The organism is Mediterraneibacter sp. 210702-DFI.3.120, assembly GCF_020561005.1.
Lineage (GTDB): Bacteria > Bacillota > Clostridia > Lachnospirales > Lachnospiraceae > Mediterraneibacter > Mediterraneibacter faecis.
Genome location: NZ_JAJCNG010000001.1, coordinates 134,172 through 154,425, shown reverse-complemented (window position 1 = coordinate 154,425; position 20,254 = coordinate 134,172). Strand labels below are relative to the sequence as shown.

17 protein-coding genes are annotated in these 20,254 nt (G+C 42.8%); 13 read left to right on the top strand and 4 right to left on the bottom strand.

Annotated elements, in window-relative coordinates; genetic code table 11:
- Nucleotides 1–3: 3 nt before the first annotated feature.
- From LI162_RS00755 to hflX, 4 genes are all read left to right on the top strand, one after another.
- Complete coding sequence (locus tag LI162_RS00755) at nt 4–1,047, top strand: PTS transporter subunit IIC (protein WP_117497871.1); 1,044 nt, start codon at nt 4–6, stop codon at nt 1,045–1,047.
- 139 nt (nt 1,048–1,186) lie between these two features.
- The gene (locus LI162_RS00750; protein WP_020436499.1) at nt 1,187–1,963 is read left to right on the top strand and encodes a GTP pyrophosphokinase; all 777 of its coding nucleotides are present in this window, start codon (nt 1,187–1,189) and stop codon (nt 1,961–1,963) included.
- 257 nt (nt 1,964–2,220) lie between these two features.
- Nucleotides 2,221–2,781, top strand: coding sequence for a tetratricopeptide repeat protein (locus LI162_RS00745; protein WP_227155458.1), 561 nt, complete (start codon nt 2,221–2,223; stop codon nt 2,779–2,781).
- Nucleotides 2,782–2,855: 74 nt separating this feature from the next.
- Nucleotides 2,856–4,091: a GTPase HflX gene (hflX, locus tag LI162_RS00740; protein WP_055146061.1), complete on the top strand. Its 1,236-nt coding sequence runs from the start codon at nt 2,856–2,858 to the stop codon at nt 4,089–4,091.
- 162 nt (nt 4,092–4,253) lie between these two features.
- On the opposite strand, the gene pduB is transcribed toward hflX, so the two are convergent.
- Together pduB and ymfI are read right to left on the bottom strand one after the other, a co-directional pair.
- Complete coding sequence (pduB, locus tag LI162_RS00735) at nt 4,254–4,982, bottom strand: microcompartment protein PduB (protein WP_055161049.1); 729 nt, start codon at nt 4,980–4,982, stop codon at nt 4,254–4,256.
- Nucleotides 4,979–5,710 (bottom strand): elongation factor P 5-aminopentanone reductase, encoded by a 732-nt coding sequence (gene ymfI / locus LI162_RS00730; RefSeq protein WP_227155456.1) that lies wholly within the window; start codon nt 5,708–5,710, stop codon nt 4,979–4,981. The genes pduB and ymfI overlap by 4 nt, the downstream gene beginning before the upstream one ends.
- A gap of 220 nt (nt 5,711–5,930) precedes the next feature.
- On the opposite strand from ymfI, the gene LI162_RS00725 reads away from it, so the two are divergent.
- From LI162_RS00725 to LI162_RS00695, 7 genes are all read left to right on the top strand, one after another.
- Complete coding sequence (locus LI162_RS00725) at nt 5,931–6,722, top strand: ParA family protein (RefSeq protein WP_117497921.1); 792 nt, start codon at nt 5,931–5,933, stop codon at nt 6,720–6,722.
- Between the two features lie 20 nt (nt 6,723–6,742).
- On the top strand, nt 6,743–7,708 hold the full coding sequence (locus tag LI162_RS00720) for an AraC family transcriptional regulator (RefSeq protein WP_117835524.1): 966 nt from the start codon (nt 6,743–6,745) through the stop codon (nt 7,706–7,708).
- A gap of 245 nt (nt 7,709–7,953) precedes the next feature.
- Nucleotides 7,954–8,433, top strand: a complete 480-nt coding sequence (locus LI162_RS00715; protein WP_015528258.1) for a complex I 24 kDa subunit family protein — start codon at nt 7,954–7,956, stop codon at nt 8,431–8,433.
- The gene (gene nuoF / locus LI162_RS00710; protein WP_015528257.1) at nt 8,430–10,298 is read left to right on the top strand and encodes an NADH-quinone oxidoreductase subunit NuoF; all 1,869 of its coding nucleotides are present in this window, start codon (nt 8,430–8,432) and stop codon (nt 10,296–10,298) included. Before LI162_RS00715 ends, nuoF begins: the two co-directional genes overlap by 4 nt.
- A gap of 15 nt (nt 10,299–10,313) precedes the next feature.
- Entirely contained in the window at nt 10,314–12,008 is a 1,695-nt protein-coding gene (locus LI162_RS00705) for a [FeFe] hydrogenase, group A (protein WP_117824840.1), read from the top strand.
- Between the two features lie 227 nt (nt 12,009–12,235).
- Nucleotides 12,236–13,639: a rhamnulokinase gene (gene rhaB, locus LI162_RS00700; protein WP_117568518.1), complete on the top strand. Its 1,404-nt coding sequence runs from the start codon at nt 12,236–12,238 to the stop codon at nt 13,637–13,639.
- Nucleotides 13,640–13,669: 30 nt separating this feature from the next.
- Entirely contained in the window at nt 13,670–14,923 is a 1,254-nt protein-coding gene (locus LI162_RS00695) for an L-rhamnose isomerase (protein ID WP_020436510.1), read from the top strand.
- 91 nt (nt 14,924–15,014) lie between these two features.
- On the opposite strand, the gene LI162_RS00690 is transcribed toward LI162_RS00695, so the two are convergent.
- The gene (locus tag LI162_RS00690) at nt 15,015–15,818 is read right to left on the bottom strand and encodes a Cof-type HAD-IIB family hydrolase (protein ID WP_118106323.1); all 804 of its coding nucleotides are present in this window, start codon (nt 15,816–15,818) and stop codon (nt 15,015–15,017) included.
- 27 nt (nt 15,819–15,845) lie between these two features.
- Nucleotides 15,846–16,565: a phosphatase gene (locus LI162_RS00685; protein WP_227155455.1), complete on the bottom strand. Its 720-nt coding sequence runs from the start codon at nt 16,563–16,565 to the stop codon at nt 15,846–15,848.
- Between the two features lie 282 nt (nt 16,566–16,847).
- Between LI162_RS00685 and LI162_RS00680 the strand changes: the two genes are divergently transcribed.
- Together LI162_RS00680 and LI162_RS00675 are read left to right on the top strand one after the other, a co-directional pair.
- Complete coding sequence (locus LI162_RS00680) at nt 16,848–19,379, top strand: glycyl radical protein (RefSeq protein ID WP_117824841.1); 2,532 nt, start codon at nt 16,848–16,850, stop codon at nt 19,377–19,379.
- A gap of 18 nt (nt 19,380–19,397) precedes the next feature.
- The gene (locus LI162_RS00675) at nt 19,398–20,192 is read left to right on the top strand and encodes a glycyl-radical enzyme activating protein (protein WP_117540816.1); all 795 of its coding nucleotides are present in this window, start codon (nt 19,398–19,400) and stop codon (nt 20,190–20,192) included.
- The last annotated feature ends 62 nt before the right edge of the window (nt 20,193–20,254 follow it).

The following is a 20,254-nucleotide window of genomic DNA, read 5'->3' as shown; positions in this document are numbered from 1 at the left end:
GCGATGAAGAGAATATTTATTGACGGACTCAGCGGAATGGCGCAGGGCTTGTTTGCAACATTGATCATAGGAACAATCATCCAGCAGATAGGAATGTTTGTTGGAGGAAATTATGGAGATTTAATTTATTTGATCGGGAAAGTTGCTGCAGCGCTTACAGGAGCAGGTATTGGTGTCGGAGTAGCAAGGAAGCTGGAGGCTCAGCAGCTTGTTACAGTTTGTGCAGCTGTTGCCGGTATGATCGGAGCATTCGCGGGGAAAATTCTGGCAGGTCAGGTACTTGTAGATGGGAATATTGTATTAGCCGGACCGGGGGAACCACTGGGAGCTTTCGTGGCAGCTTATGTGGCAATTGAGATTGGAATTTTAGTTACAGGAAGAACAAAACTAGATATTATCCTGACACCATTGATCTGCATTGGAGTTGGTGGAGTTGTTGGATTGTTTGTCGGACCACCGATTTCTTCCTTTATGAACTGGCTGGGTTCTTTGATTAACTGGGGAACAGAACAGCAGCCGTTCCTTATGGGAATTGTAGTTTCGGTCTTGATGGGAATGATCCTGACATTGCCGATCAGCTCCGCGGCTTTGGGGGTAATCCTGAATCTGTCAGGTCTTGCAGCTGGAGCAGCTACGGTTGGATGTTGTTGCAATATGATTGGATTTGCAGTTGCAAGCTACAGAGAGAATAAGATTGGTGGATTTTTGGCACAGGGAATTGGTACTTCTATGCTTCAGGTACCGAATATTATGAGACATCCATTGATTTGGATCCCATCCATTTTGTCAAGCGCAATTTTAGGACCGGTAAGTACAATGTTACTCCATATGACGAATAATGCAACCGGATCTGGAATGGGAACAGCCGGGCTGGTTGGTCCGTTGATGACGTGGCAGGTGATGATCCAGACAGAAGATCCGATGATTGTTCTGGTGAAGATCATTGTGATCCAGTTTGTACTTCCGGCAGTGATCACACTTGGGATTTCAGAATTTATGAGAAAGAAGGGCTGGATTCGCCAGGGAGACATGAAACTGGAGCTGTAGGCAGAAAATGGATTACAGAGATTGGAAAGATACTATTACAGTAACACTAAAATATCTCTAAAAAAGAAGTGAATTCTGTGACAGAAAAATGGGAGTATGTTATACTTAATATATATAAACAGACCGGGGGAAGACTGTTATGAGAAGTGAACAACAGGTAGAAGCTGCGCTAAAGAGTTATGAAGATGTTGACAGCTGGAAGACAATCATTTTCCTGTATAATGCAGCGTTGAAAGAAGTTGGTACAAAGCTGGAGATTCTTAATGATGAATTTCAGCATGTACATCAGTATAATCCAATTGAACATATTAAGACAAGAATCAAGACACCGGACAGTATTGTGAAAAAGCTGAAGAGGTATGGACATGAGACGTCCATAGAGAACATGGTTCGCTATGTGAATGATATTGCAGGAGTAAGATTGATCTGTTCATTTACATCAGACATATATCGTCTGGCAGAGATGATAGGGAATCAAAGCGATTTGAAAGTTCTTTCAATTAAGGATTATATTAAGAATCCCAAAGAAAGTGGATATAAAAGTTATCATATGTTAGTTTCTGTGCCGATATTCCTTTCGGATAGTGTAGTAGACACGAAGGTTGAGATTCAGATCCGAACCATTGCAATGGACTTCTGGGCAAGCCTTGAACATAAGATCTACTACAAATTTGAAGGGAATGCACCGGAGTATATCAGCAAGGATTTGCAGGAATGCGCAAAGATGGTATCAGAGCTGGATGATAAGATGCTTTCATTGAATGAGGCAATTCAGGAATGCATTGCCCAACAGGATAAGGATCAGATTCGGATGAATGAAGAACTGATGAATGATGTGTGCAGAGATGTTCTTGGAAATAACAAAGAATATAAAGATTCGAAAGTACAGGAAAAAGTGACAGAGATTGTAACATAAGACAGTAATCTGTAGAAAATATAAAACTGTAATAAACGAAGTGAGCTGTGGGAAATGAGAGATTCATATTTTCACAGCTCTTGTTGTTAAAAGTGATTGTGTTACTGTTTACACGATGTGCGACCAGAAACGCATCTCGTTATTTCAAATCGCCTTTGGCGATGGGGCTTGATGATTTTCTATAGGTTCGGTATACTATAGCAATAGAAGAATGGAAAATATGAAAGATGTTTAGCATAGAAAGATGAGGAAAATAGATGATGATAAGAAAAAAACTGGCAGTTTTGATGTTGGCTGGTGTGACTTGTTTAGCATCCGGCTGTGGAAATGTGGTCAAGGACGGAACAGAGGCGCTTGGTGAAGGAAGATATGATGCGGCAGAGACGGCATTTGAAGAGGCAACTAAGAATGAGAATAAAGAAGTTGCGGCAGATGGATATCAGGGACTTGGGATGACTTATTACGAGCAGAAAGAGTATGACAAGGCATTGGAAGCATTTCAGACCGCATTGGATCAGGGAGCAGAGCAGACGCAGGAACTTCATAATCTGACCGCAGTTTGCGCAATGAAGACGGAAGATTATGCGAAGGCACTCGAATGTTTCCAGGCTGGAATCGCACTTGCAGAAAGCAAGACAGGAGATGACAAAACGAAAGCAGATACAGCACTTCTTCAAGAAATGGAATATAATGTGATTGTCTGCTACGAACAACAGGCAGACTGGGAAAATGCAAAGAGTGCGATGAAACAGTATCAGGAAGATTTCCCGGAAGATGATTCTGTGAGTAAGGAAGCAGAGTTCCTTCAGACAAGATAAAAAGGTTACTGCGGTCAGTAGCAAGGCAGGTTGCATATTAGCAGATCATGATAAGTAGATAAGGAAAAGAAAATATGATATCAATGGATGAAATAAAAGAGAGGGTAATTCTCGTTGCGGTAGATACGGATGGATCTGATCAGGCAGAACGATCCCTGGATGAGCTTGGAGAGCTTGCGAAGACAGCAGGTGCAGAAGTTGTCGGCCGTATGATCCAGCCAAGAGAAAATATCCATCCGGGAACTTATATAGGAAAAGGAAAAATTCTGGAATTAAAGGAATTATTGTGGGAGACGCACGGAACAGGAATTATCTGTGATGACGAGTTGACAAGTGTGCAGATGGGGAATCTGGAAGCAGAACTGGATTGTAAAATCATGGACAGAACACTTCTGATTCTTGATATATTTGCGGCCAGAGCAGTGTCAGGAGAAGGTAAGATCCAGGTAGAATTAGCACAGTTAAAGTACCGTGCTTCAAGACTGGCCGGACTTGGAAAATCACTTTCCAGACTTGGAGGAGGAATCGGAACAAGAGGACCGGGAGAGAAAAAACTGGAGATGGACCGCCGTCTGATCAGAGAACGTATCAGCAGACTGAAGAAAGAATTGAAAGATGTAGAGCGCCACAGAGAATTGATTCGTGGACAGAGAAAGCAGTCCGGACTGAAAGTAGCAGCATTAGTAGGTTATACTTCAGCAGGGAAGAGCAGTATTGAGAATGCACTGACACAGGCAGGAGTATTGGAGGATGCGATGCTTTTCTCAACATTGGATACAACAACGAGAGCTTTGACACTGGATAACACACAGGAAATTCTTTTGACAGATACGGTTGGATTTATCAACAAGCTGCCGCATCATTTGGTAGAGGCATTTAAGAGCACACTGGAAGAAGCAAAGTATGCGGATATTATCGTGCACGTAGTTGATGCTTCGAATCCACAGATGGATGCACAGATGCATGTAGTTTATGAGACACTCAGACAGCTTGGAGCCGAAGGAAAACCGGTCATTACACTGTTTAACAAGCAAGATAAGGTTGAGAATCCGGTTAATCACAAAGATCTTCAGGCAGATTATTCCATTGCGACATCTGCGAAGACCGGGCAGGGGCTGGAAGAGTTTAAACAGGCGTTATTGGAGATTATCCGTAAAGAGCAGATTTATATTGAACGCTTATATGATTTCAGTGAAGCGGGCAAGATTCAGCTGATCCGCAGTAAGGGGCAGCTGTTATCCGAAGAATATGTGCCGGAAGGAATTGAGGTTAAGGCATATGTGCCGCAGGATATTTATGGGAGATTATAAATGCGCCCTAAATTTTAATGTTATGGAATAAGAAAATAGATAACAAAACCGTAAGAGAAGCAGGAAATGAGCTTCATCTTACGGTTTTTCTTATAAGAACAGCGGAAAGACTGTTCTTGGAATTGTGTGTGATATTATATGGTGTTTCTGTAAAGTTATATCCTACTGTAGATACGGTGTTGCCGGGCTCTCTGGGTAACTTCCCATGGAGACAAGCAGCTGAAGCCCTACATCTCTTGCGGTGAGGACTGCATTCTTAACAGCATCCGCATCACCGGTTACCGCTACGATCACTTCGTTCGAATGGCTTGTTCCCTGGTCCGGGGTCATATACTTGATGACTTCAACCGGGGAAGACTTCACCGCAAGGTCAGCCATGACAAGTCCAATAGCAGCAGGGGAACCACAGAAGAATCCAAATGGTTTTCCAATCGGGGCGTTGAATGCCATATGAAGTGCTTTGTCTGCACAGGCAGAGAAAGTGAACTCCAGATGTCCGGCCTGGCTTATGTAGAGTTCACCGGCATATTTGCCGATATATTCAAGTGCAATGTCAACCGCACGGCGCACGTCAGAGACATTGTCTCCGCCAATCACGATGAAACATCCGTGTCCGCCCCAGCCTTTTGTATCACGAGGAAGCTCAATAGAGACAATCTCCGTGTTCGTTGACTTGACAGCTTCGTCTGCTGCATTGATCTGTCCGGCTGCACCTGTTCTTGAACTGATCAGGCCGAGACTTTTATATGCCTTCTTCAGATTCATCTTCTCAAGAAGAGAAGGGTCAATTCCTGGAATTACAAGTCCGATTGTATCCAAAACGGTTGTTCCAACGAATTCAGTAAGGGAACAATCCTGTGAAATCTGTTCAATGTGATGTACGTCTATCATATGAATCCTCCATCTATTCCAATAATCTGTCCGGTCATATAAGCCGGCGTATCTGTGAGCTTCAGTGCAAGCTCGGCAACTTCCGCCGGATCGGCAAAACGTCCGGAAGGAATCTCATCCATAAGGTCTTGGCGTTCCTCTTCGTTCAAACGACCATTCATTTCTGTGTCAATCACACCGCAGGCGATTGCATTCACCTGAATATTACTCGGTGCAAGTTCCTTGGCAAGTGCTCGTGTCAATCCGTGTATTCCGGATTTTGTTGCGGAATAAGCAACTTCACAGGAAGCACCGACAGTTCCCCACATAGAAGAAATATTCAGAATCTTTCCACATTTTTTAGATACCATGTATGGAATGGCTGCGCGGCTGCAGTAGAAGACGGAAGAAAGATTCGTGGCAAGAATCTTATCCCAGTCATTGTCAGTCATGTCAGTCAGAAGTCCGAACCAGGCGATCCCGGCATTGTTGATCAGAATATCAACGCCACCACACTCTTTTTCAATAATCTGAAAAATCTTCCGGACTTCGTCGGGGTTACTGACATCTCCGGGAACTGCTGTACAGGAACCACCGTCTGAGAGAATCTCATGTGCGAGTTCTTCTAAGCGTTCTACCTGGTGGACACAGTTGAGAAATACGTGATAACCGGCCTTGGCGTATGCTTTCGCACAGGCACGCCCGATGCCGCGGGAAGAACCGGTGATCAGTATGGATTTTTTATTCATAAAAGAAAACCTCAGTCTTTCTGAGCCCTTAAATAAGCGGCTGATTTGGAGAGTAATCATGATAAAATTCTAATGATTACTCAGATACAATAACTATAACATAAAATGGATTGGATTTCATTGTCTTTCGTAAATGGATATGCTAAAATTTTAGAAAAGGGCGTTACTGGATACAGTAATTAGGATAGATTTGATGATTTCGGAAGAAGGAGAGAACACAATGGCAAAGACAAAGGTAATCTGTTTTACGAATAATAAGGGAGGAAGCGGAAAGACCACAACTTGTTCAAATGTTGGATTTGGTTTGAGAGAGCTTGGGAAAAAAGTTCTGATGATCGACGGAGATATGCAGCTGAATCTCTCCCTTTCTTTGTTTGACGAAGATACAGTGCTTGCATATGCACAGAGTGAAAAAAATTTGTATGAAGCAATCAAGCGACAGGATGATCTGACAGATTATATCGTGAATACAAAATACGAAGGACTTGATCTGATTCCGTCTTCTACATTGATGAGTTCGATTGAATACGAACTTTTTACAAAATGGCAGAGAGAGTATATTTTGAAAAAAGGATTGAAGAAGATCCGCGAGTCAGAGGTTTATGATTATATTCTGATCGATGCACCGCCGACACTTGGGGGATGGGTGATGAATATTCTGTGTGCGTCCGATTATGTGATTCTTCCGGTAGAGGCATCTCCATGGGGACTGTTTGGTCTTGGAAATATGTTCGAATTCCTGGACAGTGTAGAAGAAATTGCACCGGATCTCAAGCTTGGTGGAATTGTGATCACAAAGGTTGATACAAGAAAGAATTATTTCAAACAGACATTAGAGACTCTGCAAGAGTTAGATGATGTGAAAGTATTTGATACTTACATCCGTGTGGACAGTGGAATTGAGTGGTCGCAGGATAATAATGCACCGGTGATCGCATATAAGAAGAGCAGTAGAAGTGCGAAAGAGTACATGGAATTAACGAGAGAGATTGCAGCTACATTAAAAGGATAAACCAGAAAGGCAGGCAATAGATGCATCAGGAACTGATCCGGGAACTGGCGATGATCACAGATGAGGAACGCCGGATCCTTGAAGGGAAACAGGAGATCGATCCACAGCTTTATACAGAAAAGAAGGAAATGGTTGTGGACAGTGCGAAACTTCTGAAGAAGGGGAAGTTGATCCAGGTCAGACCGCATACTCGCTTTGTACATTTCCCGGCGCATACACACAATTATATAGAAGTAATTTATATGTGCCAGGGAACAACGACACATATCGTGAACGGCAATCAGGTTGTGCTCGAACAGGGTGACCTTCTGTTTCTGAATCAGAATGCAGTGCAGGAGATCCTTCCGGCCGGAGAGTATGATATTGCAGTGAACTTTATTGTCCTGCCGGAGTTTTTTAACACAGCATTCTCTATGATCGGGGCAGAAGAAAATCAGCTGAAAGATTTCCTTGTCGGGGCGTTGTGCGGAAGAGATGAAGAGACGTCTTATCTGTATTTTCATGTGGCTGATATTCTCCCGGTGCAGAATCTGATCGAGAATATGGTCTGGACGATCTTCTATGATATTTCCAATAAACGAAGCAGCAATCAGATCACAATGGGACTTTTGTTTCTTCAGTTGTTGAATTATATGGATAAGATGGAAGCCGGCGGACGCAAATTTGACACAGAGATTATGGCGAATGTGTATCGCTATATTGAGGATCATTTTAAAGAAGGCACGCTGTCAGAACTGGCGGTAGAGATGAAAGTGGATGTCTATTGGCTGAGTCGTGAGATTAAGAAGAAATCAGGGAAAACATATAAAGAACTTCTTCAGGAAAAGAGGATGCAGCAGGCAGTGTATCTTCTGATAAACAGCAGGATTGCGGTGTCGGACATTATAGAAGCAGTTGGATACGACAATACAAGCTATTTTTATAGAAAATTTAAAGAACGCTACGGAATCAGTCCGAAAGAATATCGGATTGAAAACATGAGTTAAGGATAAAGTATAGAGAGGATGCTATTTTTCACAGATGGCATCTTCTTTTTTTACGCGAATAGTAAACCGAAGACTATACTGAAGTGAGAGTTGGCAATTTGCATCAGTAACAACGTATGGAAACAGATAAAAATAAAAAAACGACGAAATAAAATTGCAAAAATAATATCAAAATAGCACTATGCACAAAAGAAGATAGGATGTATAATGAAACATATGTGAAAAATACAAAAAGGAGGGGCACGATGTTAGATATATCCTATTACGAAAAAACAGATGAGATTATTGCACAGTATACATGTGAAGAAAAGTCTTTGATCCCGATTATACAGGGGATTCAGGAAGAATATCGCTATCTTCCACCGGAGCTTTTAACTTATGTTGCGGAGAAACTGGGAATCTCCGAGGCGAAAGCTTACAGTGTAGCAAGCTTTTATGAAAATTTTTCTTTTGAGGCAAAAGGAAAATATGTGATAAAAGTATGTGATGGAACAGCCTGTCATGTGCGCAAATCTATTCCGATTCTGGAAGGACTTTACAAGGAACTGGGGCTTGGGAAAAAGAAACACACAACAGATGACCAGTTGTTTACAGTAGAGACGGTTTCATGCTTAGGCGCATGCGGACTGGCACCGGCCGTAATGGTCAATGATGAAGTACATCCGAAAATGACACCTGAGAAAATGAGCGAGCTGATCAAGAAGCTGCGGGAGGAAGAGGAATGAGGATAGAAAACAGAATGCAGCTCCAGTTATGGAGAGAAGAGTGTAAGGAAAAGCGGCAGAAAGAAAACTGCTGTATTCTGGTCTGTGGAGGAACAGGATGTCTGGCAGGTGGTTCAGATAAAATATATGCCCGTTTGAAAGAACTAACTTCCAATATGGATCATGTAACAGTCAAAATCGGTGAAGAAATCGCTCATGTGGGACTTAAGATGAGCGGATGCCATGGATTCTGTGAGATGGGTCCGCTGGTTCGTATTGAACCTTATAACTATCTGTATCTGAAAGTAAAACTGGAAGACTGCGAAGAAATTTTTGAAAAGACGATTCTTCATGGAGAACCGGTTACAAGATTGATGTATGAAGATAATGGTCATGTATATCAGACACAGGAAGAAATTCCATTCTATGCCAAGCAGACCCGTCTAGTGTTGAGAAACTGCGGTCATATTGATGCAGAGCATATTGAAGATGCAATGGCGGTAGGAGCATATGAGTCTTTCGAAAAAGCTGTGTTTGAAATGACTCCGGAAGCAGTGATTAAGACGGTTACAGATGCAGGTCTTCGTGGAAGAGGCGGAGCAGGATTTCCGGCGGGAAGAAAATGGTCACAGGTAGCGAGTCAGCCGGAAAAGATCCGTTATGTAGTCTGCAATGGTGATGAAGGAGATCCGGGTGCATTTATGGATCGAAGCGTTATGGAAGGTGATCCTCACCGAATGATCGAAGGTATGATGCTGGCAGCTTATGCAGTACAGGCCCAGGAAGGATATATTTACGTTCGTGCAGAGTATCCGCTGGCAGTACGAAGACTGCAGATCGCTATCGCTCAGGCGGAAGAGAAAGGACTTTTGGGAGATAATATCCTTGGAACAGGATTCAGCTTCAAATTACATATCAATCGCGGAGCAGGTGCTTTTGTATGTGGGGAAGGTTCCGCACTTACAGCTTCGATCGAAGGCAAGCGAGGCATGCCGAGAGTAAAACCACCGAGAACAGTAGAACAGGGATTATGGGAGAAGCCAACCGTATTGAATAACGTAGAGACTTATGCAAATATCCCGATGATCATTAAAAACGGAGCAGACTGGTACAGCCGTATCGGTACACCGCAAAGCCCAGGAACGAAAGCGTTTGCCCTTACCGGAAATGTAAAAAATACCGGATTGATCGAAGTGCCTATGGGAATAAGTTTACGTGAAATCATCTTTGATATCGGAGGCGGCATCAAGGACGATAAAGGGTTCAAGGCAGTTCAGATCGGTGGTCCATCCGGTGGATGTCTGGTAGAATCCCAGCTTGACAGTAAGATGGATTTTGACTCACTGTCAAAGATCGGCGCCATGATCGGTTCCGGTGGACTTGTTGTTATGGATGAAGACACCTGTATGGTAGAGGTTGCAAGATTCTTTATGAACTTCACACAGAGAGAAAGTTGTGGAAAATGCGTTCCGTGCAGAGAAGGAACTAAGCGTATGCTGGAGATTCTGGAACGTATAGTTGCCGGAAACGGAGAAATGAGCGACCTTGATGAACTGGAAGAACTGGCAGACATGATTGAAAATACTGCCTTATGTGGTCTTGGAAAGAGTGCACCAAAGCCGGTTGTAAGTACGATTCATGCATTCCGAAAAGAATATGAAGAGCACATAATAGATAAGAAATGTCGTGCGGGAGTCTGTTCTAATCTTCGTGTGTTTAAGATTGATCCGGAGAAATGCAAAGGATGTTCGAAATGTGCGAAGAACTGTCCGGTAAATGCAATCACAGGAAAAATAAAATCACCATTTACAATTGATAATTCAAAGTGCATCAAGTGTGGAAGTTGTATCGATAACTGCCCATTTGGAGCTGTTTATACAGAGTAGGGAGGATAGAGATTTATGGGAATTATGACAATTGACGGACAGGCCATTGAGTTCACGGATGAACCTAATGTATTGTCTGTAATAAGAAAAGCCGGGATTGATATCCCTACCTTGTGTTATCATTCGGAATTATCTATCTATGGTGCCTGCCGATTATGCACGGTAGAAGATGACAGAGGGAAAACATTTGCCTCATGTTCAGAAAAGCCGAGAGACGGAATGATTATTTATACAAATACACCAAGGCTGATGCGCTACCGGAAACTGATACTGGAACTGCTTCTGGCTGCTCACTGCAGAGATTGTACGACGTGTATCAAGAGCGGCGAGTGTCATCTGCAGGAACTGGCGCACCGTATGGGAGTTCATGAGATCCGCTTTGAAAATGTAAGAGAGATACAGCCAATTGATACAAGTTCACACGCAATTATCAGAGATCCGAATAAATGTATCCTGTGTGGTGACTGTGTCAGAATGTGTGATAATGTACAGAATATCAATGCAATCGACTTCGCGTATCGTGGAACTGATGCACAGGTAATACCGGCATTTAATAAGAAGATTGCAGAAACAGACTGCGTAGGTTGTGGACAGTGTCGTGTTGTCTGTCCGACCGGTGCAATCAGTATTCATACCAATATTGATGAAGTGTGGGAAGCTTTGGCAGACAAGAATATAAAGGTGATCGCTCAGATCGCTCCGGCTGTACGTGTTGCAATCGGTGATAATTTTGGTTATGCCAAAGGCGAAAATGTAATGGGTAAGTTAGTAGGAGTACTGCATCGTCTGGGATTTGATGAAGTATATGACACATCCTATGGCGCAGACCTGACAGTTGTGGAGGAATCCAAAGAGTTTATTGAGAGATTTACTTCCGGTGAGAAGATGCCACTCTTTACATCCTGTTGTCCGGCATGGGTAAAATATTGTGAGAATAAATATCCCGAATTCGTGCCGAATCTTTCAACATGCAGATCACCGCAGCAGATGTTTGGAGCAGTTGTAAGAGAGTATTATAAAGATCCTGAGAAAAATGAAGGAAAGAAGATCGTATCTGTATCTATCATGCCTTGTACGGCGAAGAAGGAAGAAATCTTACGTCCGGAATCTTATACAAATGGCAAGCAGGATGTTGATTACGTGCTTACAACAACAGAAATCGTAAGAATGATCCGCAAATCAGGAATTGTATTTGACAAAGTTGAGATCGAAGCAGCTGATGTACCGTTTGGTATCGGCTCCGGAAGTGGTGTGATCTTCGGTGTTACCGGTGGTGTTACAGAGGCAGTGCTCCGTAGGCTGCAGCAGGGACACAACAGAGTAGACATGGAGTCTATTAAAAAGAGTGGTGTGCGTGGGGACGACGGTATTAAAGTGCTGACTTATAATTATAATGGAAGAGAGATTAAGGCAGCAGTTGTAAATGGCCTTGCAAATGCAGATAAAGTATTGCAGCAGATTAAAAATCACGAAGCAGAGTATGATTTTGTGGAAGTGATGGCTTGCCGCAGAGGATGTATCATGGGTGGAGGTCAGCCGGTGAATGCAGGACCGAGAACCAGAAAAGCAAGAATGAAGGGCTTATATGATACAGATGTAAACACTCAGATCAAGAAATCAAATGAGAACCCAATGATTCTTTCCTTGTACGATACTTTGTTGAAGGGAAAAGAGCATGAGCTTCTTCATAGAAATTTCTCCGGTAAATAAAGTATCTGGTTGTGGAGAATTACATTTGAAATGAAGATATACATTTTCAACAAAAATAGTAATTGAAAATTGTACAAGGTGCAAAAGAGAACCCTAAAAGCAAAATATAATGCAAATAAGGACGCTGTTTTTCGTAAATAGCGTCCTTTTTTTACATAAAAAGCGTGGGTATAATAAAGTCATAAGAAATGAACAGTAATAGAAAAATAACAAGGAGGCACCAAACAATGGGCAATTATTATCTGGCAGTTGATATCGGAGCATCCAGTGGACGTCATATGCTGGCATCCATGGAAGATGGAAAGATGAAACTGGAAGAGGTTTACCGTTTTCCAAATGGAATGGATAACAAAAACGGTACTTTATGCTGGGATGTAGATCGTCTTTTTACAGAAATCAAGAACGGATTGAAGAAATGTAAAGAGCTTGGAAAGATACCGGCAACAATGGGAATTGATACTTGGGGAGTTGACTATGTGCTTCTTGATGAGAAGGATCAGATCCTCGGAGATACAGTAGGCTATCGTGACAGTCGTACGAATGGAATGGATGAGAAAGTGTATGAAAAGATTTCCCTTTCCGCATTGTATGAGAGAACAGGTATCCAGAAGCAGATATTCAATACAATCTATCAGCTGATGGCTGTAAAAGAGACTCATCCGGAGTACCTTGAACAGGCAAAAGCAATCCTGATGATTCCGGATTACTTCCATTTTCTGCTGACAGGTGTGAAGAAAAATGAATATACAAATGCGACAACAGGACAGCTTGTGAATCCGACGACAAATGACTGGGATTATGAACTGATCGATATGCTCGGATACAACAAAGAGATGTTCCAGCCGGTATCTATGCCGGGAACAGTAGTAGGCGAATTTACACAGGACATTCAGAACGAGGTTGGATTCAACTGCAAGGTTGTTCTTCCAGCCACTCATGATACAGGCTCAGCGGTACTTGCGGTACCAACCAACGATGACAATGCCATTTATATCAGCTCCGGCACATGGTCTTTGATGGGAATTGAGAGAAAAGAAGCAGACTGCTCACTGAGAAGTATGCAGGCAAACTTCACAAACGAAGGTGGATACGATCACCGTTTCCGTTACCTGAAAAATATCATGGGACTCTGGATGATCCAGTCTGTAAAGAAAGAATTCACAGAGGATCTTTCTTTTGCAGAGATTTGTGAGAGAGCTTCCAAAGAGACGATCACATCTTTAGTAGACTGTAATGATGACTGCTTCCTTGCTCCGAAGAGCATGATTGAAGCTGTGAAGAAGTTCTGCCGTGATTCCAAGCAGCAGGTGCCTGAAACAGTGGGCGAGATTGCAGCAGTTATCTACAACAGTCTTGCAAAATGTTATGGCGATACGATCGAAGAGATTGAAGCATTAACAGGAAAAAAATACACTACAATCTATGTTGTCGGTGGCGGTGCCAATGCAGGATATCTTAACGAACTGACAGCAAAATATACAGGAAAAAAAGTTTCCGCAGGGCCTTCTGAAGCAACAGCAATCGGAAATATTGTTGTCCAGATGCTACATGATGGAGTGTTTAAAGACCTGCCGGAAGCAAGAACATGTGTTGGAAAATCGTTTGATGTAAAAATATACGAAAATGTGTAATTCAAATTCACAAAAATGGAGGAAGAAAAGATGACAAGATATGAATCAGCCAAAGAAATCTATGCAAAATTAGGAGTGGACACAGACGCAGCAATCGCGAAATGTAAAGAAATTCCGGTTTCTCTTCACTGCTGGCAGGGAGATGATGTAACAGGATTTGACCACGACGGCCCTCTGACAGGAGGAATCCAGACAACAGGAAACTATCCGGGAAAAGCAAGAACTCCGGAAGAACTGTTAGCTGATATGGATAAGGCAATGAGCCTGATGCCGGGTAAAAAGAAAATCAATGTTCATGCATGCTACGCAATCTTTGAAGATGGTGAATTCGTAGATCGTGATAAATTAGAGCCAAAACATTTCCAGAAATGGGTTGATTTTGCAAAAGAAAGAGGAATGGGACTTGATTTTAATCCAACATTCTTCTCACATCCAATGGTAAAAGACGGACTTACACTTTCAAGCCCGGATGAGGAAGTAAGAAACTTCTGGATCGAGCATGGAAAAGCCTGCATCCGCATTTCACAGTATTTTGCGGAGCAGACAGGAGTTCCTTGTGTAATGAATATCTGGACAGGTGACGGATTCAAAGATATTCCGGCTGACCGTATGGGACCTCGTGTACGCTACAAAGAGTCTATCGATGCAATCCTTTCCGAGCCATTTGACACAAACCTTGTAAAACCTTGTGTAGAGTCTAAAGTATTCGGTATCGGTGTTGAGGCTTATACAGTAGGGTCAGCTGAATTCTCACTGAGCTACGCTGCAATGAACAAAGACAAATGTCTGCCACTGATGGACAACGGACATTATCATCCAACAGAAGTAGTATCCGATAAGATTCCGGCACTGCTTACATTCTTCCCGGAGATTGCTCTGCATGTTACACGTCCGATCCGTTGGGATTCAGACCATGTAGTTCTCTTTGATGATGAGACAAAAGAGATCGCAAAAGAGATCGTTCGCTGCGAGAACGGAATTGACCGTACATATATTGCACTGGATTACTTTGATGCTTCCATCAACCGTATCTCCGCATGGGTAACAGGATTCCGCAGCTTCCAGAAAGCACTGCTTGATGCACTTTGCCAGCCAAGTGAGATGCTCAAAGAGCTTCAGGATACAAACCAGATGAGTAAGAAGATGGTTGTTATGGAACAGTGCAAGACACTTCCAATCGGTGATGTATGGGAAGAGTACTGCCGTCAGTGTGGTGTAGAAGCTGAAGGATGGTTTGACGAGATTCAGAAATATGAGGATGAAGTGCTGTCTAAGAGAGCATAATAAAGAGTGAAAAAATGGGGGATATCAGGAAATTGATATGCCCCATTTTTGTTCGAAAATGCGAAGTTGGTCAAGGAATTGAGTATCCTTTTTAAATCAAATTCAGATATTCCAGCGCCTGGCGGATTCCGCCGTCTTCCAAGGCGCCGGTCACATAATCAGCCTGTGATTTCAAGTCTTTAGATCCATTTCCCATAGCAACCTTAAATCCGGCAGCTTGGAACATTGGCAAGTCATTATTGCTATCGCCGAAAGCAATAACATCCCTCTTTTCGTATCCAAGTACATTACTCATAACACTGATCGCAAGTCCTTTGGAACAGCCTTTCATGACAAATTCAATCGTTCTTCCAACAAAAGATCCACTGTGAATAATATAATCATACCATAGGGATAATTCCTGGCATAATTTCTCTGGATTACATCCGGGTGTGCGTTTGGCACTTATTTTGTTAAAGTGAAGATTATGTTCATTTCCACGAATAGGAAGCAGTTTGTCACCGAGTTCCTGAGTGATCAGATCAGCAAACCAGTCTATGTCACTTGTATATTCATCCAGATTATAGTACATATAATCATTGCCTTCCAGTACAGGGATAAAACCGTTTGCCTTAATGATCTCTACGGTATTCCATGCCAGGTCGGTTGGCATCTCACGCTCAAATACCCGCGTTCCATTATATTCGATATATGCTCCAAGATTAGCGATAAGTCCGTCAAATCCAATCTCCTTCATAAGATATTCAGGAACAAAAGCGTTTGAACGACCGGTACAGATGAAAGTCTTATGTCCGTTTTTTCTCAACTGTTGAAGTGCAAGTTTTGTATCTTCTGGTGTTCCTTTTACAATATCTAAAATTGTTCCATCTGCATCAAAGAAAAGACATTTTCCCATTGTAAGTATTCCTTCTATATTATAGTATTATCTCTCACCTAAAAATCCCATAAACTTACGTACAGAGTAATTCAGGATAAGATCCTCCGGAATGTCAGCTTTTCGAGCCAAAGCTTCGGCATACTGGAAGTCACCGATATGTTCGGTGCCGTGGCTGTCACTGGAGAACAGAACCGGATAATTAAAGTGCTTGGACAGATTCAATATTAAGAGATCAGCGTAGGTCGTATCCCCACGATATCCATTCGGACTTAAAGAACTGTTGTTGATCTCAAGCAGAACATGGTTCTCCATTGCAGCACGGAAAAGCGCAAAATAATCTACAGGGAATTTTTCGTCATCGCAATGACCGATGATATTAACATTAGGATTCTCCATAGTCTTGATATAAGCACGGGTGTTCTCATCTGCTGTTCCGGATTTAAAAATTGGACGGTGCATACTTGCTATAACATAATCCAGAGACTCTAAAATCTCATCATCAAGATCCAGTTTTCCTTCCTGATCCAGAATATTTACCTCTGCACCGTAAAGCATTCTAACACCGAGACGCTTTGGTTGTGCAAATGCAAGGCTGCGGAAATAAGAAATGCGTCCGCCACCAAGCGTTTTCGGACCATGATCGGAAATTCCAAGCATCTTAAGCCCAGCTGCATTGGCAGCTTTTGCCATATCAGTCATGGTCGCACAGGTTCCGTGCCCGCTGGCGATGGAATGTGTGTGGACATCAAATTCATAAGAAGCCATATAATCCAACCCTTCTTTCTAATCGTTCGCGCGAGAGACACAGTGTCGATTAACGTGTCATGGTCGCATATATACCTTAATTATGCGGTATTTCGAGTGAAATGTCAATTAATTCGAGGCAAAATACAGAGAAAAAACAAATAAAACACAACACAAACCATGTTGGGATTTGTTGTAACTTTAGAGAAATATAATGTGGGATGTATTGTGTTTTAATTGACTTTGGGGGATAAATAAAGTATAATAAATGTTAATATTGGAAGAAAGGAGTTTAAGAGTAAAATGGGACTTTATACTTATGACAGTACTCCCATCCCGAAGTCGGACAGAATTCCAAAACTGGTAGAAAACCTGTATGCGAAGATGCCTGAGATTGAGTCGGCGAGAGCAGTACTGATTACGGAGTCGTACAAACAGACTGAGAATGAACCAATGATCATCCGTAGAGCAAAAGCATTCCAGCACATTTTGGAGAATATTCCGATTACGATCCGTGACCTGGAACTTGTTGTTGGAAGCAGCACACTTGCCCCAAGAGGATGCCAGACATTTCCGGAGTTCTCTTACGAGTGGTTGGAGGCAGAGTTTGATACAGTTGAAACAAGAAGTGCTGACCCGTTCTACATCTCTGAGCAGACGAAGAAGGAACTGAAAGAGGCGAATGCTTACTGGAAAGGCCGTACAACAAGTGACCTGGCTACAGCATACATGGAGCCGGAGACATTACTTGACATTGAACACAATATCTTTACACCTGGAAACTATTTCTATAATGGTGTAGGACATGTGACAGTTAAGTACGGTGAAGTTCTCGAGATCGGATTTTCTGGAATTCGCAAGAAAGCAGAAGATGAGCTTGCTTCTATGAAGGTTAGTGATGGTAACTACCAGACAAAATCACGTTTCCTTGAGGCAGTGATGATCAGCTGTGATGCTGCAATTACATATGCCCGTCGTTATGCAAAGCTTGCACTTGAGATGGCGGAGAAATGTTCTGATCCGGTAAGAAAGAAAGAACTTCTTATCATTGCACAGAATTGTGCGAATGTACCGGAGAAGGGGGCGACAGGATTCTACGAAGCATGTCAGTCCTTCTGGTTTGTACAGCAGCTGTTACAGATTGAGTCCAGTGGACATTCAATCTCCCCTGGAAGATTTGATCAGTATATGTATCCTTATTATAAGAAGGATCTCGACAGCGGCAAGATCACAAGAGAGTTTGCACAGGAACTGCTGGATTGTATCTGGGTTAAATTAAATGACCTGAACAAGTGCCGTGATGCGGCTTCAGCAGAAGGATTCGCAGGTTACAGTCTGTTCCAGAACCTGATTGCAGGAGGACAGAATGAAGATGGTATAGATGTTACGAATGATCTTTCATTTATGTGTATTACATCATCTATGCATGTATTCCTTCCAATGCCTTCTCTTTCTGTAAGAGTTTGGAATGGATCACCACATGAATTCCTGATTTATGCAGCAGAACTTACAAGAACAGGAATCGGACTCCCGGCTTATTATAATGATGAGGTTATTATCCCGTCACTTGAGAGCCGTGGACTGACTTTACAGGATGCGAGAGACTACAACATCATCGGATGTGTAGAACCACAGAAGTCTGGTAAGACAAATGGATGGCATGATGCAGCATTCTTCAATATGTGTCGTCCGCTGGAACTGGTATTTTCAAATGGTGTGGACAAGGGTGTACAGATTGGTCCAAAGACAGGTAATGTTGAGGATATGAAGACATTTGATGAATTCTATGATGCTTATAAAGCACAGATGGATTACGCGATCGCACTGCTTGTTAATGCTGACAATGCCATTGATATGGCACATGCGGAGAGAGCACCGTTGCCGTTTCTTGCATGTATGGTTGATGACTGTATCAAGAGAGGAAAGACACTGGAACAGGGAGGCGCTGTATATAACTTTACAGGTCCGCAGGGATTCGGTGTTGCCAATATGGCAGATGCACTTTACGCAGTAAAGAAACTCGTTTATGACGAGAATAAGATCACGATGCATGATCTGAAGATGGCTCTTAGCACAAACTATGGAAAGGGCCTGAGCAACGAGGATGTTGCAGAGATGGTATCAGAGGTTGCTTCTGCAATGAAATCTGCCGGACAGCCGGTAGGTGAGAAAGAAGTTGCAGCAATCCTGAAAACTGTTGTTGCAGCAACAGAATCAGAACAGGTGAAGGCAAACGGCGAGAGAATCCTCAAGCTGATCGATGCAGTGCCGAAGTTCGGAAATGATATTCCGGAAGTTGACGCATTTGCAAGAGATGTTGCCTATACTTATACAAAACCACTGGAGAAATATAAAAACCCGCGTGGAGGTATGTTCCAGGCAGGATTGTATCCGGTATCAGCAAATGTACCGCTTGGCGGACAGACAGGAGCTACACCGGATGGACGTCTGGCACACATGCCTGTAGCCGATGGAGTATCTCCATCAGCAGGTAAGGATGTAAGCGGACCGACAGCAGCTGCAAACTCCGTTTCTAGATTAGACCACTATATTGCTTCAAACGGAACACTGTTCAATCAGAAGTTCCATCCGTCAGCACTGAGTGGAAGAGAAGGACTTGAGAAGTTTGTAGGACTGATCCAGTCATACTTCGATCAGAAGGGAAGCCACATGCAGTTTAACGTTGTCAGCCGTGAGACACTTCTGGATGCACAGAAGCATCCGGAGCAGTACAAACATCTGGTTGTACGTGTAGCTGGATACAGCGCACTGTTTACGACATTGTCCAAGTCACTGCAGGATGATATCATCCGCAGAACGGAGCAGGGATTTTAAGAATAAGAAGGAGACAGCATGGAAGAATATCTGAAGACCAAAGGAAGAATCTTCGATATCCAGCGGTATTCCATCCATGATGGGAATGGAATTCGAACCATTGTGTTCCTAAAGGGCTGCGTGCTCAGATGCCGCTGGTGCTGTAATCCGGAATCACAGCACTACGAGATCGAGACAATGATGGTACAGGGAGAACCGAAAGTGATCGGTGAGGACACTACGGTTGCAGAAGTAATGAAGACGGTAGAAAAAGATCGTACTTATTATAGAAGAACCGGAGGCGGACTTACACTTTCCGGAGGCGAAAGCCTTTGCCAGCCGAAGTTCGCGAGAGACCTTCTGCGAGCAGCGAAAGAGTCAGGAATCACAACTGCGATGGAAAGTATGGGATGCGCACCATACAGTACAATCGAAGAGATTCTTCCATATTTAGACCAGTATCTGTTGGATATCAAACATATGAATCCGGAGAAACATAAAGAATTTACAGGACGCTCGAATGAACTGATGTTAGAGAACGCAAAGAAGATTGCAGATTCTCATATGACAGAGTTGAGTATCCGTGTTCCAGTTATTCCGGGATTCAATGATACAGAGCTGGAGATTCGTGATATTGCCGCATATGTCCGTAAGCTTGGCAATGTGAGAAGAATGCATCTTCTTCCTTACCACAGACTGGGACAGGACAAATATGACGGACTGAACCGCCCATACCTGATGGGGGATGTAAAACCACCGACAAATGAAAAGATGGAACGACTTCTGAAAGTAGCAGAAGAAGTTTCCGGTGTAGAGTGCCGGATCGGTGGTTAAAAATAAAAAACACAATCAGATAATCTGCACGAAGTCGAAAACAGAGAAAATAGTGAAAATAA

What these genes read in the sequence shown, in the direction of transcription:
- LI162_RS00755 (WP_117497871.1), top strand. Translation starts at nt 4, where the DNA reads ATGAAGAGAATATTTATTGACGGACTCAGCGGAATGGCGCAGGGCTTG.
- LI162_RS00750 (WP_020436499.1), top strand. Translation starts at nt 1,187, where the DNA reads ATGAGAAGTGAACAACAGGTAGAAGCTGCGCTAAAGAGTTATGAAGAT.
- LI162_RS00745 (WP_227155458.1), top strand. Translation starts at nt 2,221, where the DNA reads ATGATGATAAGAAAAAAACTGGCAGTTTTGATGTTGGCTGGTGTGACT.
- hflX (WP_055146061.1), top strand. Translation starts at nt 2,856, where the DNA reads ATGATATCAATGGATGAAATAAAAGAGAGGGTAATTCTCGTTGCGGTA.
- pduB (WP_055161049.1), bottom strand. Translation starts at nt 4,982, where the DNA reads ATGATAGACGTACATCACATTGAACAGATTTCACAGGATTGTTCCCTT.
- ymfI (WP_227155456.1), bottom strand. Translation starts at nt 5,710, where the DNA reads ATGAATAAAAAATCCATACTGATCACCGGTTCTTCCCGCGGCATCGGG.
- LI162_RS00725 (WP_117497921.1), top strand. Translation starts at nt 5,931, where the DNA reads ATGGCAAAGACAAAGGTAATCTGTTTTACGAATAATAAGGGAGGAAGC.
- LI162_RS00720 (WP_117835524.1), top strand. Translation starts at nt 6,743, where the DNA reads ATGCATCAGGAACTGATCCGGGAACTGGCGATGATCACAGATGAGGAA.
- LI162_RS00715 (WP_015528258.1), top strand. Translation starts at nt 7,954, where the DNA reads ATGTTAGATATATCCTATTACGAAAAAACAGATGAGATTATTGCACAG.
- nuoF (WP_015528257.1), top strand. Translation starts at nt 8,430, where the DNA reads ATGAGGATAGAAAACAGAATGCAGCTCCAGTTATGGAGAGAAGAGTGT.
- LI162_RS00705 (WP_117824840.1), top strand. Translation starts at nt 10,314, where the DNA reads ATGGGAATTATGACAATTGACGGACAGGCCATTGAGTTCACGGATGAA.
- rhaB (WP_117568518.1), top strand. Translation starts at nt 12,236, where the DNA reads ATGGGCAATTATTATCTGGCAGTTGATATCGGAGCATCCAGTGGACGT.
- LI162_RS00695 (WP_020436510.1), top strand. Translation starts at nt 13,670, where the DNA reads ATGACAAGATATGAATCAGCCAAAGAAATCTATGCAAAATTAGGAGTG.
- LI162_RS00690 (WP_118106323.1), bottom strand. Translation starts at nt 15,818, where the DNA reads ATGGGAAAATGTCTTTTCTTTGATGCAGATGGAACAATTTTAGATATT.
- LI162_RS00685 (WP_227155455.1), bottom strand. Translation starts at nt 16,565, where the DNA reads ATGGCTTCTTATGAATTTGATGTCCACACACATTCCATCGCCAGCGGG.
- LI162_RS00680 (WP_117824841.1), top strand. Translation starts at nt 16,848, where the DNA reads ATGGGACTTTATACTTATGACAGTACTCCCATCCCGAAGTCGGACAGA.
- LI162_RS00675 (WP_117540816.1), top strand. Translation starts at nt 19,398, where the DNA reads ATGGAAGAATATCTGAAGACCAAAGGAAGAATCTTCGATATCCAGCGG.